The following is a 16781-nucleotide window of genomic DNA, read 5'->3' as shown; positions in this document are numbered from 1 at the left end:
AGGCTGGCTATCATTTATATTGCCGAAACAGGCAAAGGGAGTGTAAAATAAAAACAAGACCCTTTGCCTTTTTCAGAAGTTGCCCAAATCTTTCCCCCATGCCTTTCTACGATTCTTTGGCAATTGGCCAAGCCTAGCCCGGTTCCCTCAAGTTTTGAATGTTGGGGCAACCTTTCCATGAAACCAAAGACCTTATTCGATTGATCCGGCTCAAAGCCCAAACCATTATCTTGCACCTCAATTCTTACCCAATCTCTCTCTAATTTCGCCTTCACTTGGATTTCTGGATCAGCCTTCGAGCGGTATTTCAGTGCATTGGAAAAAAGGTTTAGGAATAGGCTGAGTAACTGGCCTTCTATACCTTGGACGACAGGCAGTTTATCAACTCCAATTTTTCCATTTGATTTTTGGATGTCTGAATTCAATAAGCAAACTGCTTGATTACATAGCAGCTGAAGGTCAACTGGTTGTATTGCCAAGTCCTTTTGATCCAATAAGTAATAGGACAACAGCCCATCCACCATCTGCTTCATTTTTTGTGTACTTCCAAATACGAGTTCCAGAATCTGGTCATTTCTCTGCGATTTACTTGGATCTCTTATATCAAGAATGTTTAATAACCCAGAAATGGTATTGAGCGGTCCTTTTAGATCATGGGAAATTACATGGGCAAAACGCTCCAATTCCTTATTTTTTAACTCCAGTTGTCTGGCCTTTTCCTCCGCTTCTTTTTTTGCTGCATTCAGTTCCCTTTCGAAAGTTTTTCTTTTGGTTATATCCAAAATGGAAAACCAGTAAACCGACTTACCTGTGGTTTCGTCTTTGATCATGGAGGCATTTACCAATATGGGCATTTTCTCTCCATTTTTCTTCCACATTTCCATACTGACTTCAGCCACTTCTTCCTGAAGTCTTAATTTTGGTATTAGCGTAGACTCAAAAAGAATTCTACTGCCTAGAGTCAAAATATGGACAAATGAGGGAAGGGCAAGCATTTCTTCCCGATTATAATCCAACCAGTTTAATAAGCTATTATTGACAGCAACGATTTTTCCTTCGTGATCCATGGATAAAAAACCACAAGGCGCTTGATTGAAAAGATCGATAGTTGGGTGATTGTGATTCAGCTGATTCATTGATGTGCTTGCAAGAATTGATCAATACTGGCGATGACTTTCCCAGGACTGGTTAAGTGGGGACAGTGCCCCCATTCTTCTATTACTACCAATTGACTAGAGGTAAGTTTTTCATGCATAAAGTCGCCAACTTCTATAGGTGCTAATTGGTCAAATTGGCATTGGATAATCAAACAAGGGACATCTATTCCTGCTAAGTCTTCTCGATGGTCAGAAGAGAATGTAATTTTTGCAAATTGTCGGGCAGCGACAGGGTCCATACTGCAAAAACTTTTCTCTAATTCAGAGGCAAACTCCATTCTTTCCTTATTCCCAACAATAACTGGGGTAACAAATGAGGTCCAACCAATAAAGTTATCTTCAACAGTAGTGATGATTTCCTCAATATCCTCTTTAGAAAAACCTCCTTTGTAGGCACCATCATTTATAAAATAGGGAGATGGGGAGACTAAAACCAAATTCTGAAAAAATTGGGGCTGCATTTTGGCAGCCAAAATACCAATAATAGCTGATACAGAATGACCTACAAAAATAACCTCTGACTTATTCAAATAAGTTATTATTTCTAACACATCTTCTGCATAGGCGTATAATGTATTATACTTAGATGGATTATATTCTTTGATATCTGAATTTCCAGAACCTACATAATCAAATAAAAGGACATCGTATTTTTCTTCAAATGCAGGGGCTACAAACCTCCACATACTTTGGTCACAGCCATATCCATGGGCAAAAACTAGGACTGGTTTACCTGAATCTTGGTATTTAATATTATACTTCTTTTGAATCGCGGGTTGCATTATTTTTTAAGGGTGTTGAGTAATCAATAATTCACATGACTTAAAATACATGAATAAAGGCATGTTTGGGTGTGGTGATATAAATAGTAAATTATTAACAACCTAACTAGGTATTTACTTAAAGTAAAGCTCTTTTAATAGGTGGCAGTGTGATTCAGTAATCGGTTTTTCCCAATACTCCAATATATTGGAGAATTCTTTTGCCTTTTGTTTATCCCCTTTGCTGATAGAAGAGCTGACCATGATCACTTTTGTGTTTTCGGTTAGATCCTGCTGTTGAATAGCTTCCAGGAATTCCCAACCACTCATATGTGGCATATTGATATCCAAAAAAATCAGAAAGTTTAAATTTTTGTGGGCAGCAATGTGTTCCAAGGCTTTTTTCGGATTGGAAAAAAGCACAGGGTTTTCTGAGATATTTTCTTCAACCAGCATCAGCTCGTGGAGAAAAAGTATACTGGGATTATCATCTATGATCAATACCTCGTCAAACATCCTTATTTTTCTAGGTTTTCGGATTTTTCATTCATTTCCCTTACTACGACATCAAGCTCCTCTAGGGCACTGCTGATCCTTTCGTAAATCTCATGCTTTGACTTTTTTACATATGTGTAATTATCAAATTTCATCAGTAAGTTAGCCAAACCCATTGCCTCTGTCAATGGTCCTCTGATCATATGAGATTGTTGCCAATTGATCTCTTTTAAGGCTTGATTTTTTTGTTCTATTTCCAAAAGCGAGTTTTTAAGGCTTTTGTTTGAATCATGGAGCTCCTTAGAGCGGATGGCAACCATTTCTTCCAGTTTTTTCCCTAATCTTCTTTCGAGAGTAAATCTATAAATGAAGGCAATGAAAAAGAGCAAGATGGATGCCAATATGATTTTGAATCCCAAGGTTTGATAAAAAAGAGGGGTAACCCTAATATTGAGTTGATGAATTTTTTCCTGGTTGCCAAAGGAAAGGGACCTTACCTCCAAGGTGTAATTTCCTGGGCTTAAATTGCTAAATAGCAATTCCCTTTTTTGGCCCAAGGAAACCCAATCTTCTTTCAGCCCTTTTAGCCTGTAGTAAAATACGGTTTGATCCGGGTTAAGGTAATCGATATGTGAGAATTTAATGATAAACCAATTGTTTCCTGCTGGAATTTCCAAGTCACCAGAAATATCTAAAATGCTGTCTCCATATTGGACAATGTCCCATTGAAAATCTTGATAACTTCTATTGGCAAAACTTTTTGAAGGATCTACGATAGTTACTCCTCGAATGGTGGGATACCATAGCTGCCCTTTGGAATCTACGGCGACATTTGGATAAATATAGCTATTGGTCTCCTCATTTCCCATTCCTTGGGTCTCGTCAAAAAGGGTTGAATTCAGGTAAAAATCAGGGGAAGGGTTTGCTTTAAACCGAAGTAATTCAGACGCAGGAATTCTTTGAAGGCCAAAATTACTGCTTATCCATATATGATCCTGATTGTCCTTAACAATGGAGTAAATCCCATTGGCAATTAATCCTTGGCTTCGTGTCAGGCCATGCCATAGCCCATTATGGAATACCAGTAAGCCACCCTGGGTTCCCAGCCAAAGATCCCCATCCTTGTCTTTGGTAATTGCATAAATTATCTGTTCTCCCGGCAAAAGGGGCAATTTAAGTGTTTCTTGTTGGAGACCATCTTTTAAAATGACCAAACCCTGATCTATAGCGCCAAAGTAAAGTAAACCTTGATCATCTTCGTATACGCTTAAATAGCTGCTGGAACTCAGATTTTCTGGGAGGGATGGCTGCTGAATATTTTCGTCCTGATCGAAGTAATATATACCTTTTCCTCCCAGAGTAAACCATAATTTGCCATCTTTTGATGTAAACAGGGTATGTACCAACCCTATGGAAAAATCATCTTTTGGCAAATACGATTTTATCACTTGGTTGGAATTTGGGTCTATAACAAATAATCCACCCCTTGTTCCCACGTAAATATTCCCTTTCCATTCTGCCAGACTTACGATGTTTTCGTTTTTAAGTCCTTGTTGCATTCCAAATGCCGTACTTCCTTTATCATCAATCCTATAAAGCCCTTTAGAAGCGGTGCCTATCCATTTGCTGCTATCATTGGCCATCAATATAGGACGAATATTTTGGGTAGAAAGAAATGGGTGTTTGAACTGCGCTACTTCTGCTTGGTGAACCACTGCCAACCCTAATCCTCCCGTTCCTATAAATAGGTGGTGTTCATTGGCCAGGACACTTCGAACATTAAAATCTGCAATCTCGTCCAATGTGGTTTTAATTACCTTATTTCCTGTAAATTGAATCACTGTTCCGTCAGTGGTGCCCCCCCAGATGCTTTCAGCATGTCCAAGGCTCAAGCTTCCATAATTGAAATCCGGAAGTTCTGAATCGGGAATTAGCAAGTGAAGTTGAAAAAACTCATCCAATTGAAAAAGTCCACCACCATGTACGCCTAGTATGATTTCACTCTTGTGTTTTATAAGTTTAACAATGTCTAGGTCTTCCGAGCCGACTTTTTCTGGTGGGGACTTTTTTTGAAGTCCAAGTTTATATAGCCCTTTATTGGTAGCAATCAACAAATGGTTACGATCGATCAGGAAATCATTGATTAAAACCGTGCTTTCTCCTCCTAAACTCAGAACCTTTTCAAATAGTCCTTCTTTATAATGATACAGGGTGCCATGTCTGGTACCTATCCACAAACTACCATCCTCGTCCTCCAAAAGTGCAGCCATCCAGGTATTTTCGAAAATGTCAAAACAATCAATGACTTGGTAAATATTCTTTTGAAGGAAAACCAAGCTGTAATCTCCCGCAGCCCAAATACCTTCTTTTGGTGAGGGAAATAAATGGTAGTAGGCATTTTCCTTTAGTTTTGGATCGTTTTCTCTCGTGAAAACCTTAGTTTCCGATCCATCGAAGCGTATCAGGCCTTCCTCTGTTGCTATCCAAACAAACCCAAATTCATCCTTTTCCATGGCATAAATGGTATTGTGCGGGAGGCCATTGGTGTTGTTCCAAAATCGGATAACAGGATTTATCATTCCCGAATCCAAGCTTGACTGGGAAAGGAAAAAGTCATCTGCAGCCCTGCCTATTTGTATATAGCTAAAGTTGGCAATAATGAGTGCAACGAAATAGAAGGATAAGGTAAACTTCTTCAAATCACTAGGGTTTCTTATATCTGAGATACAGACTGATAAAGAATAAAATTCGGGTGAAGAAAACGCATTGGATAATAGAAAGCAAATTTAATTGAGATAAAAGCAGGTCGTTGTGAAGAGAAACTTTTCCCTGCATTTAAAGCGTAAAAAAATGAATTTGAAGCCAGTTTGGGAAAGGGCAAGTTTGCATTGATATTCAAACTTATTCCATTCATTTAAAGATTTCATGGATTACTAAAAAAACATCACGTAATTTACCGAGGCTAAAATAATCTTATTTCTCAGGCTCTAACCCGGTCTTCATTCCTAGATAGTGTTTTTATGAAACTATTTGTTATTTTATTGACAGTTCTTTCTCCTGTATTAGCCTTTTCCATGCAATCGGGTCAGGAAAATGCTATCATGACATGGGAATTGTCTGCGTCTGAAATAGAAACCGTAGAGTTTAAAACTGCCGGGTTAAGTTTGAGTTATTCGGCCTGGGACAAGGAGCACTTTTCAATCGAAGTACTGGCTCAGAGAGGAAATGAGTACCTAAGCCAGGAAGACCCTCAATTACAAAGAAAAATGGATTTGTATCAATTTGACTTGAGGGAAGAGGGGCAGGGTGTTTTATTGGAGGTAGAAGCCGAAAAACCATCGAGATTACGCCGAAACCGAGACAATATCATCTTATTTATCAGGGTTCAGGGTCCTTCCCAATTGAATTCAATGATCAAATCTGAGTCAGGTTCCATTACCTTATCTGGCATGCAGGGAAGACAGGAACTTCGAAGTGAAGGCGGAAGTATCAGGGCGATCAACTGTACAGGTGAGTTAGTAGCCAATAGTGCCGGGGGAAGTTTTTTTGTAGATACCTTTCAAGGAAAATTGTCCATTAACGCAGCAGAAGGTTCGGTAAGAATTGAAAACTTTAATGGAGAGTTACTTGCTAAATCATTGGGAGGAAGTATGTCCTTGTTTGATATCAGTGGGAAAGTTACAGCAGAAAGCGCCGGTGGGAGTATAAGAGCGAATTTTATTGAATTGGAAGATAACCTATTGCTCAAATCCACTGGAGGGAGTATTGATGCTGTGTTGCCTAGAGAACTGCCCATGACAGTCAACTTCAGTGGTAGCATTGTGACCAGTCAACCGCCCAATTTTCAAGGAGAAAGTAAAAAGACCCAGATAAAGGGAACCATCAATGGTGGAGGCATTCCTATCCACATTGGAACCTCGGGGGCTACTGTAAGGGTAGATTTTAGATAGGGCCTGCTGAAAAACATAAAACAGTTTTTTGGTGTGTATTTACGACAAAGGAATTATAATAATGATCCATAATTTAAAGTAAAAAAATGCCCTTGGAGTGTATTGGAGTAGTTTTATTAGCCAGATTTACGCAATCTACTTCGTTGGCTTCAGTTCGCAGTATAATGATACAGCTTCACTTCCCCAACTCGTATCTTACGCAAATCTGACCTTTTCAGCAGACCCTATTCTTCCAAAGCACAAATTTTTACTTCACAAATAATAATCCGATTCCAGCCTCCTGCAACACACGATTATAGGCAGGAATGGCTGTATTCATTAAGCGATTTCCTTCTGTCTTCAACACTGCCCACTGTTGGCTAAGTTCGGCAAAGCGTTTCCTTGAACCCTGATTGACCCGAGGTATCTGACTTTCTGTTTGGTTGATCAGGAAGAGGTAATTGGCCGTAAATTTATTGGGAAAGTTTTCCACATCATCATAAGCTTTTGACTTGCGTTGCACCATGTCTTCATCCCAAGATTGCATAGCAAGCAGCAGCTTCTGACCTTCCTCATAAAGAGGCTTCCTACTGTTATCTGATTGGATACGGTCTAGAAATGCCTTCAATTGATTTTGATAATCCATCAAAGCATTAACCATGTTATGCATTTGAATGAGTTCAGTTTCCATGACCTGCATAAACTCATGATACACTTGGTATTGCTCGATAGAAATTTCAAATAACGGATTCTCTAAAACTTTGGCCTTAGCCTCACTTTCTCCTAAGCTGCTTTTTAAGTGCAGGGTATACGTCCCTGGAACCACCTTATGCCCCCTGTAGCTTCCTTCTATAAAAGCAGTAGGAATACCAGGCATGGTGGGGTACCTCATGTCCCATACAAAGCGGTTCAATCCTTTTCTAAGACTCAAAACCGGTTCAGGAGATGGGCCCCCATCATAGGAAATGAATTCCTGATTAGCTTTGCTGCTAAATGATCGGACTACATTTCCCTGAGCATCTTTGATCTCTAAGCTTAATTCCAAGCCTTCCTCCATATTGTCAGGCAAGTGGTAATAAATGACAACCCCATTGGCAGGATTAACCCCTTCAAAAAGGTCAGTGCCAGTAGGGTTGCTGCCGTTCATGGCCGAATACCAATGTCCGATAATGGCGTCATCAGGATTATAGACATGAGGTTTGTCTACCTTAGTCTTCATTTCTCTGACCACATTGAGGTCATCCAAAATCCAATAGGACCTTCCGGCAGTAGCTACTACCAGGTCATTGTGGGCAATTTTCAGGTCCGTAATGGGGGTGATGGGCATATTCAATTGGAAAGATTCCCAACTTTCACCTTCATTCCTTGAAAGGTAAAGGCCTGTTTCTGTTCCTGCATAAAGTAACCCCTTCACTTCGTTATCTTCCCTGACTACCCTGGTAAAGGCACCATAGGGAATGCCTTTGCTGATGTTGGTCCAAGTCCTTCCATAATCCTTGGTTTTGTAAATGGCAGGGGTGTAATCATTGAACTTGTACCTTGTCGTAGCAATATATGCAGTGGCAGGGTCATGAGGGGAAACTTCAATGGCATTGACCAAGGTTTCCGGCATCCCTTTTGGCGTCACATTGGCCCAAGTGGCCCCTCCATCCCTTGTCAGATGGACCAGGCCATCATCGCTTCCTGCCCATAAAACCCCCTTTTCATGGGGTGATTCAATCAGGTAGGCGATGGTGCCATAATTTTCGGCCCCCACTGCTTCATTGGTATAAGGGCCGCCTCCTTTGCCCTGCTTTTCTTTTTCATCCCGGGAAAGATCAGGAGATACTACTTCCCAGGAATTGCCCATATCCCTTGTCCTCAATACATATTGCGCGGCATGGTAAAAAGTACCCGGTTCATGCTGCGACCAAATGATTGGGGCATTCCAATTAAAGCGGTACCGCATATCACTGGCATCCCTGCCCAAATATTGGATAGGAGCAATCATGATATTGGTAGAAGCTTGAGATTTACTGTCCAATACTTCAATGGTTCCCAAATAGCTTCCCCCTAAGACATACCTTGGATTATCAGGATCAAAAGCCAAAAACGCAGATTCTCCACCCGCTGAATAATTCCAATGCTCTTGCGTAATGCCCCCCCTGCCTAAGGCCAAACTATTGATCACTAAAGAGGTGTTGTCCTGTTGGCCTCCATAGATACGGTAAGGAAACTGGTTATCAGTATTGATACGGTACATCTGTGCGGTAGGCATATTGTCCTGTCTGGACCAATTTTGGGCAAAATCAAAACTGATGGCTGCTCCACCATCATCTGCAATGACCAGGTTTTTGGAGTTCTTTGGATTGATCCACATGTCATGGTAATCCCCGTGGGCATAAGGCAACACTTCCCAGGTTTTCCCCCCATCAATAGAACGCAGGGCAGGAGCACTGAGAACATAAACTGTATTTTCAGCATTTGGATCTGGGAAAACTTCAATGTAATACCATGCGCGCTGCACCAAACGATTGTCTCCACTGACCTTACTCCATGAATTACCCCCATTCTCGGAGACAAAAAGCCCACCCATGCCTTTGTCTGAGTCACTTTCAATTAAAGCATACACTTTTTCCGAATTGGCACGGGACACGGCAATGGCCATTTTTCCCATTTCCTTAGGTAGCCCATTTTCCAGTTTTTGCCAAGTTTCACCCCCATCCGTGGACTTATACAACCCGCTTCCATCACCGCCACTGATTACTTTCCAAGGCAAGCGTTGGTGTTCCCACATGGCTGCATATAGGACATCGGGGAAATTCATGTCCATGGATAATTCTGAAGCACCTGTCAAAGTGTTCACAAAAAGTACTCGCTCCCAGGTTTCCCCTCCATCAGTAGATTTGTAAATCCCTCTTTCTTCATTGGGACCATGCAATGCCCCTTGGGCGGCCACATAAACAATGTCCGGATTATCCGGATGAATGATAATACGGGAGATATGCTGGGTTTTTTCCAATCCCATTTTTCTCCAGGTTTTCCCGGCATCCGTAGATTTATATACACCATCTCCATAAGAAGTCATCACCCCACGCGGGGCATGTTCTCCCATGCCGACAAAAACAATCCTGGGATGGCTTTCAGATACTGCTATTGCACCTACCGAACCCGTAGTAAAAAATCCATCCGAAATATTTTCCCAACACTGACCCGCATCTGAGGTCTTCCATACTCCTCCACCGGTTTTTCCCATATAATAAGTCAGTGGATCGCCCAGTACGCCACTCACGGCTACTGATCTTCCACCCCGAAATGGGCCAATATTGCGGTATTTCATCGGATTGGAGGCTTCATAAAGATCCTGTGCCATTACCTGAAATCCGATTAGGATCAGGAATATGCTGAGCGCTTTTTTCATTTTCTTGATGGTTTTTTAATGGATCAATTTAAGCAACAGAAACTATAATTACTTACTGCTATACCAAATTTTGTTTGCTCCAATTAAATCTTCCATTGGTATAGCGCTCAGTGGGGATATTTTGGACCCATTTGCTTTTTTTGCCTCTGTTTGAAACTGTTTTTCAATTGCCCGGAATAGCACGAGGACTGTGCTTTGGTCTTTATTGGATGTGCAATTAAATCGTATGTTAACCAGTTTTTATTTTCCCATTTCATAGTTAGACAAATTTTGTCTAAATTTATTAAAATAAGGTTTCTTATGGAGAACTTTGGAGAACAAATACGGGAATTAAGAAAAGGCAGGAAACTTTCATTGAAGCAAGTTTCCGAATTTTTGGAAATCGACCAAGGGCTGTTGAGTAAAATAGAACGAGGAAAAAGAAACGCCACCAAGTCCCAGGTCAGTAAGCTGGCTTCATTTTTTAATGTGTCCGAATCTGACTTATTGGTAAAATGGATGTCTGATAAGTTGCTGTATCAGGTCAATAGAGAAGAGTTGGGGCGAGAAGCACTCGCTGTTGCGGAGGAAAAGGCAGCTTATATTTCGCCTGCCTATTACGATAAGAAAGAAGTGGAAGAAACGATTTGCAAAGAGCTTCTTAATTTTCATAAAGTAAAAAAAGCCTGGATTTTTGGTTCTTTTGCTCGCGAGGATAAACTCCCTCCAAACGATTTAGACCTAGCCATTGAAGCAGAGGAGAATATTTCCTATTTTGATTTGGCCGAAATCAAATTCGTATTAGAGGGACTTTTGCAAATACCTGTTGATATTGGCTTCTATGATGCGATAGATTCAGTCGCTTCCCAAAAGATTAAAAAAGATTTGCGGTTGATTTATGAAAGATAAAAGGCTGAAAAGTAAGGCTAGGCTTATCCACATCCAACAAGCCATCAAATCCATTCAAAGATTTACCAAAGATCTGGATAAAGCATCCTTTGAAAAGCAGGAGTTGGTGCATCAAGCAGTTTTAATGCAGTTTATTGTTATTGGAGAGGCTATCAATCATGTAGATGATGAAATCCTTAACCGCTATGCCTACCCTTGGTACAAAGTTAAATCCTTCCGAAACTTCATTGCCCACGAATATTTTAATCTCAAGCTAAGTGCTGTTTGGGAAATTATTTCACAAGAGCTTGAAGCTTTATCTCAGATAATCGATAAAATGATCAACATTGAGTTCACTTAATGATTTGGTTATTTTTAAACCTTCCTAAGAATTCTTTCGTGATAGCAAATACCACACTAAACTTCAGGCTATTATGAGACAAATCTGTTTGCTTTTATTCCTAGGTTTTCTTCCCCAATTTCATTTACAAGCGCAGCAAGAAGAGGAATTTGCTCCTCCAATGGAAGTGGCCTTTGAAAAAGTCTATCTGCATACAGACAGACCCCATTATTTTTTGAAGGATACCATATGGGTGAAGGCCTATGCCTGGTCAGCTGTAGCCGGGGAAGGATTAAAACCTTCCAACAGCAGAACCTTGTACATGGCGCTGAAAAATCAGAAAACTGGCGAAAGTCTATTTCAAACTCCTGTATTGTTGGATGAAGGAATGGGTACTGCCCAACTTGCCTTAAGTGATATTCCTGCCGGTGATTATGTATTGCTGGCCCAAAGTAAGGCCATGGCCGATTGGGATTCAGCCTATGTTTTTCAACGACCCATCAGGGTTTCTGAGGTTGGTGCAGTGGCTCTTGTTAGGTCTTCCGATTCCATGCAAAAACCCCTCCCATATCAAAATGGATTACGCATAGGATTCAACCTTACCGAGGGAAAGTATCAGTTGATCATCGATCGATCCACAGAGCAAGCAGATAGCGTATTCCAGCTCCTGGGCCTACAGCATGGAAATCCTTTGTACGAACAAATTCTGTCTTTACAAGAAGGTAAAAATATTTACTCGCTTGATCCGGAAAACTTTTTGCCTGGATTAGCAGATTTTGCCTTGGTCGATGAGCTTGGAGAGATAGTCGCTGAAAGGCCTGTCTATTTCCACCCCCAAGCCATTCCCTCCCTAAAGATTTCTACTAATCAGCAAACCTACCGGCCACGCGAGCGTGTACAAGTCCTTTTGAATGTATTGGATGAATTTGGAGAAGGGCTGGAAGCTGATTTTTCAGTATCAGTAGTCGATTCCAAACAAGTGAGTTGGCCAGCCGATATGAGCAACATTGTGACCGAAATGGAGTTAGGTGCTGCCTTGGGGAGGGATTTCGATTTTACCAAGTTACTATTTGGGCAGGAAAATTCGGCAAAGGAAATCAACGATATTTTGGCTAATGAGAAAAGTCGCTCTGCCTTGTCAAATTTTAATCAGCAGACAGAAAAGTTTTTGTGGAGCGGTACAGGCTTCAAGCTCAAAGGAAAAGCCATGGACAAAGAGGGCAAGCCTATGAGTGCCGGCGTGGAATTGGAGTTTCTAATGTATCCTGAGCAAGGGTTGCCAATCATGGCTTCTGCTACAGTCGGAGAAAATGGGACTTTTGAACTGGAGGACCTTTTTTTCCAAGGTATTGCATCTGTAGTGGCAAGGAAAATTGAAAACAAAAGAAAACGTACCTTCTCAGAAATCTTAGAAAGCCATCAGCTCACGTTTGAGCCCCTGGATTTACCTAAACCTTCGCTGAACGCCCGTTTTGAGGCTTCGAATGAGGAAGATAGTCTTGATGATATCAGGCGATATGCAGTAATACGCAATAACCGATTGGATCAGAGGGTTGTGGAGCTGGATACTTTTACGGTACAACGGCAACCTTGGACCTTTGGTAGAGCTAGAGATACCAATGAACTTACCTCATGGGCAAATGTGGTGCTGGATGTAGAAGAAGGAATGTTTGATCACTTCAATGTATTTCAATACATACAAGGCAGAGTTCCAGGTATGATTATCCAAGGAAATATAAATGACTTTGCTAATCCTCCGGCCGTTTTCTTTAGAGCTAGCCATTTAAAGTTAATCAGTCGGAATCAGGGTCAGGAAGAGATAGCATCTTCTGGTGCAGGACAGACAGAAAATATGGGGGGAGGAGCAGTCTTTTTATTGGATGGAATCTTAGTTGATCCGAAATTGGTAGCCACTATTCAAATGACGCAAGTGAAACGAATAGAAGTTTTCAACAATGTAGCAGGAGCTAGCGCGGTTGCAGGAATGAGGGGAGGTATGGGCGCTGTGAACATTGTTTCCAGGCAAATAGACCCCAACCAAGCCAGGTTTGAACGGAACAATGTCGCCTATGCACAGGGCTATAATCAATCTATTCCCTTTCCAAAACTTGAGTCGGGGGACTTGGAAAAGGACGTTTTCAGGACCAATTGGAACTCGACCGTTTATTGGAATCCCTATTTGGGGACAGATTTCGAAGGCCAAGGAAACTTTGAATTTGTCTTAAATGATTTACAATCTGAAATGAAAATCATTGTGGAAGGGATGAGCAAAACGGGTCAACCCATATTTGGAATTCATACCATCCTTGTTGAAGAATGATTCGACTATTATTTTGGATAGTCATTTTCAGTTTTTGCTCCTCCCTGGCTCAGGCGCAAGGACAAATTAGAGGGACCCTCATAGATGGTGAGACGAGGGCCCCACTTCCTTTTGCCACAGTCTTCCTTGCCAATACCACCCTTGGTGCTGTAACTGATACAGAGGGGACATTTAACATCACGAATATTCCTATAGGTGAATATGAGATCATCGTGAGTTTTATGGGTTATTATCCCCTGCAACAGCAAGTGGTGGTAGAAGAAGGAAAAATTTTACGGGTAGAACTTGTGATGACCCCCCAAGTAATAGATTTGAAGGAAAGTTTAGTCGAAGATATAAGAGATAAATCCTGGTATGCAAACTTGAAAATATTCGAAGAGTATTTTTTAGGTACAAGCATGAATGCCAAGAGGAGCAAGATCCTCAACCCTAAAATACTCATTATGGATGATCAACAAAAGCCAGGACACCTAATAGTTTCTGCTAGAGAACCTATATTGATTGAAAATCCTAATCTGGGTTATCAGATTCGATTTGTATTACAATCCTTTGAGTGCAACCCAAAAGAAAGGCGATGGAGCTACTATGGTTACCCCTATTTTGAGGAGCTGGAAGTCCCAGCCCGTCGGATGAATCGGGTAGCCAAAAATAGAGATAGGGCATACTTCGGCAGCTTGACGCATTTTTTGCAAGCAGTTTATCAAGATAAATTGGAGGATGAGGGTTTTGAGGTGTATTTGGTTAATCGGTTGAAACGCGAAGATCAACTTTATGAGGAAGTGCCTTCAGAGGTAGCTGTAAGTGCTAGAGAAATGGTGCTTCGTAATGAAGAAGGCAATGCATACTTTCATTACAGAAAACCCATCTTCGTTAAATACAATAATGAATCAGAAGAGACCGCATTCAGTATGCGTTTCAACAAAAGAAAAAGCCTCTATCAAACCAGTAAATTTATCTTGAGGGTGCATCGAATTAGATTGGAACAGGATGGAAGATATTTTCCAGCATCAGGGATTTATACGGAAGGATATATGGGTTGGGAGCGCGTAGGTGATTTGATGCCCTTTGGATATGTTCCACAAGGGGAAACTACTTTACAAATTAAAAGCCCTGAAAATTAATTTTTCAGGGCTTTTAAAATTCCTTCAATCAATCTTATCTCCTACTCCGAGCGCGTCTCATTGGATTATCTCCGGTGGATACGCCTCTGGCACCTGTCGCTCCCTTAAACAATTCAAACCTGCTTGGCACAAATTGTCTTGGCCAGTAGTTGTTACCTTCATCAATATCTGCAGTCTCTCTGTAAGGATCCAAAATAATGCTGGCCACTTCTTTTTTCTTGGCAAACACCTTGGTCACCTCCCATTCGTTAAGTCTCCAAATCTCAGCAGGGATCCTTTCCACTTCTGAGGTTCCATCCGTATAGTTAAACTGAATGATCAATGGCATTACCAATCCGCCCACATTTCTGAAACGCATCTCGTAAAAATTCAATCCGCTGTTCATTAGCTCCTTTTCCTTTGGAGTAAGCGAAGCCATAAAGTTTTTGTAGGCCTGCTCATCTTCAGGGGTTACTGTGAAGGGATTGTAGGAGTTGTAGAAATCCCTAGTGGCCGGATCGGCTTCAACCACCGTCTGTGGAATATCTTTTTTGTTATAATCCATAGAGATATGGTAAGCTTCTCTATCAGCTGCCTTTTTCTGGTCTGCCTTCTTCTCTGCAGGTGTACGGTTATCCAGCTTGTACCATTTTACTTCTTCCAATGAAATATCCACTGGATCGGTGCCAAAGAACCAGCCTCTCCAGAACCAGTCCAAATCAATACCCGAAGCATCTTCCATGGTCCTGAAGAAATCCTCAGGGGTAGGGTGCTTAAACATCCATCTTAGAGAATACTCCTTGAAGGCATAATCAAAAAGTTCACGACCCATGATGGTTTCGCGAAGGATATTCAAGGCCGTGGCCGGCTTGGCATAGGCATTGGGTCCAAACTGTATGATGTTTTCCGAATTCGTCATAATGGGTTCCAGCAAATGCCTTTCACTGGCCATATAAGGGGCTATCTTATGGGCAGGACCTCTTCTGGAAGGATAATTCCTGTCCCACTCCTGCTCCGCCAGATATTGAAGGAAGGTGTTTAAGCCTTCATCCATCCAAGACCACTGACGTTCATCAGAGTTGACAATCATAGGGAAAAAGTTGTGTCCTACCTCATGGATGATCACGGAAATCATACCATACTTAATCGCATCCGAATAAGTCCCGTCCTCATCAGGTCGCCCATAATTGAAGCAAATCATCGGATATTCCATCCCATTGCTTGCCTCTACAGAGATGGCTACGGGATAGGGGTAGTCAAAAGTTCTCGCTGCATAAGATTTTACTGTATGTGCTACCACGCGGGTGGAATATTGTTCCCAAAGTGGGTTACCTTCTTTCGCATAGTAAGACATGGCCATGACATCATTGCCTCCCTGCTTGACCGCCATGGCATCCCAGATGAATTTTCTGGAAGAGGTCCAGGCAAAATCTCTTACATTTTCTGCGTGAAACTCCCAGGTTTTTTTGTCTCTGGCTTTTTGCTTTTCTAATCTCTCTGCTTCGGCTTGGGTACGAATGATAACAGGTTTGTCATAGGATTTTTGAGCTTGTTCCCAGCGCTGTAATTCCGTGGAGCTCAGTACTTCTTCGGCGTTTTGCAAAACACCGGTAGATCCCACCATATGGTCTGCGGGAACGGTAATTTTTACTTTATAGTCTCCAAATGTCAAGGCAAATTCACCACGTCCAACGAATTGTTTGTGCTGCCAGCCCTCAAAGTCAGAGTAAACGGCCATTCTTGGGAACCACTCCGCCATGGTGTAGAGGTAATTGCCGTCTTTTGGAAAATACTCATAGCCTGGGCGACCACCGATGAAACTCATTCTGTCGTGGATATTAAATGTCCAATCCATGGTAAACTCAGTCTGCTGTCCTGGCATCAAAGGCTCTGGTAAATCCACACGCATCATGGTTTGGACGATGGTAACCGGGATGTCATTCCCTTCCATATCTTTGACATTAAGGATTTTATAACCAAGATCCAAGTCATGCCAAAGGATGCCTTCGATTTGACGCAGGCTCATTCTTGGGTTGATGCTGTTCTGCGCTATTTTTGGCGTATTAGAGTCAGCTGCCCTTTCATTTTGATCCAGTTGGATCCATAGGTATTTCAAGGGGTCGGGTGAATTGTTGAAGTAGGTAATTTTTTGCCAACCTTTGATAGACTGGTTGTCATCGTTGAGTTCTACTTCTATCTCATGATCAGCTTTTTGCTGCCAGTACATGTGACCCGGGGCTCCGGAAGCCGTTCTGTACACATTAGGGGAGCGGAGCATAGGGCCCAATTGTTCGAATCGCTCGGCATGGTTCTGCTCCGACCACTGTGCATTTGCAGGGATGGAAAAGAGCATAACGCAGAGCATGGCGAAAAGAGTAAATAATTGTTTCATACGTTATAGGTTGCTGTGCC

Annotated in this window: 11 protein-coding genes; 5 read left to right on the top strand and 6 right to left on the bottom strand. The window is 41.6% G+C overall.

The features are described 5' to 3' along the window. Positions 1 to 14 precede the first annotated feature (14 nt). The 4 genes from B879_RS07830 to B879_RS07815 form a co-directional block, all read right to left on the bottom strand. Positions 15 to 1136: a sensor histidine kinase gene (locus B879_RS07830; RefSeq protein WP_009184620.1), complete on the bottom strand. Its 1122-nt coding sequence runs from the start codon at positions 1134 to 1136 to the stop codon at positions 15 to 17. Beyond that, on the bottom strand, positions 1133 to 1939 hold the full coding sequence (locus B879_RS07825; protein ID WP_009184619.1) for an alpha/beta fold hydrolase: 807 nt from the start codon (positions 1937 to 1939) through the stop codon (positions 1133 to 1135). Before B879_RS07825 ends, B879_RS07830 begins: the two co-directional genes overlap by 4 nt. A gap of 114 nt (positions 1940 to 2053) precedes the next feature. After that, positions 2054 to 2434, bottom strand: coding sequence for a response regulator (locus B879_RS07820; protein ID WP_009184618.1), 381 nt, complete (start codon positions 2432 to 2434; stop codon positions 2054 to 2056). Between the two features lie 2 nt (positions 2435 to 2436). After that, the gene (locus tag B879_RS07815; protein WP_009184617.1) at positions 2437 to 5112 is read right to left on the bottom strand and encodes a ligand-binding sensor domain-containing protein; all 2676 of its coding nucleotides are present in this window, start codon (positions 5110 to 5112) and stop codon (positions 2437 to 2439) included. A 321-nt stretch (positions 5113 to 5433) separates the two neighbouring features. Between B879_RS07815 and B879_RS07805 the strand changes: the two genes are divergently transcribed. Then, positions 5434 to 6363: a DUF4097 family beta strand repeat-containing protein gene (locus tag B879_RS07805; protein ID WP_009184616.1), complete on the top strand. Its 930-nt coding sequence runs from the start codon at positions 5434 to 5436 to the stop codon at positions 6361 to 6363. 247 nt (positions 6364 to 6610) lie between these two features. On the opposite strand, the gene B879_RS07800 is transcribed toward B879_RS07805, so the two are convergent. Then, entirely contained in the window at positions 6611 to 9742 is a 3132-nt protein-coding gene (locus tag B879_RS07800; protein WP_009184615.1) for a WD40/YVTN/BNR-like repeat-containing protein, read from the bottom strand. A 300-nt stretch (positions 9743 to 10042) separates the two neighbouring features. On the opposite strand from B879_RS07800, the gene B879_RS22085 reads away from it, so the two are divergent. The 4 genes from B879_RS22085 (at position 10043) to B879_RS07780 (ending at position 14390) form a co-directional block, all read left to right on the top strand. Next, the gene (locus B879_RS22085) at positions 10043 to 10630 is read left to right on the top strand and encodes an XRE family transcriptional regulator (protein ID WP_009184614.1); all 588 of its coding nucleotides are present in this window, start codon (positions 10043 to 10045) and stop codon (positions 10628 to 10630) included. After that, complete coding sequence (locus B879_RS07790) at positions 10620 to 10970, top strand: HepT-like ribonuclease domain-containing protein (RefSeq protein WP_009184613.1); 351 nt, start codon at positions 10620 to 10622, stop codon at positions 10968 to 10970. The genes B879_RS22085 and B879_RS07790 overlap by 11 nt, the downstream gene beginning before the upstream one ends. 73 nt (positions 10971 to 11043) lie before the next feature. Continuing rightward, positions 11044 to 13269, top strand: a complete 2226-nt coding sequence (locus B879_RS07785; protein ID WP_009184612.1) for a hypothetical protein — start codon at positions 11044 to 11046, stop codon at positions 13267 to 13269. Continuing rightward, positions 13266 to 14390: a carboxypeptidase-like regulatory domain-containing protein gene (locus tag B879_RS07780; RefSeq protein WP_009184611.1), complete on the top strand. Its 1125-nt coding sequence runs from the start codon at positions 13266 to 13268 to the stop codon at positions 14388 to 14390. The genes B879_RS07785 and B879_RS07780 overlap by 4 nt, the downstream gene beginning before the upstream one ends. 34 nt (positions 14391 to 14424) lie before the next feature. Here the strand turns inward: B879_RS07780 and B879_RS07775 are convergent, their stop codons facing one another. Further along, the gene (locus B879_RS07775) at positions 14425 to 16761 is read right to left on the bottom strand and encodes a M1 family metallopeptidase (protein ID WP_009184610.1); all 2337 of its coding nucleotides are present in this window, start codon (positions 16759 to 16761) and stop codon (positions 14425 to 14427) included. Between the last annotated feature and the right edge of the window lie 20 nt (positions 16762 to 16781).

It is taken from the genome of Cecembia lonarensis LW9, from assembly GCF_000298295.1.
In the GTDB taxonomy this organism is placed as follows: domain Bacteria; phylum Bacteroidota; class Bacteroidia; order Cytophagales; family Cyclobacteriaceae; genus Cecembia; species Cecembia lonarensis.
The sequence above is the reverse complement of the archived record's forward strand: the minus strand, read 5'-3'. Positions and strand labels throughout refer to the sequence as shown.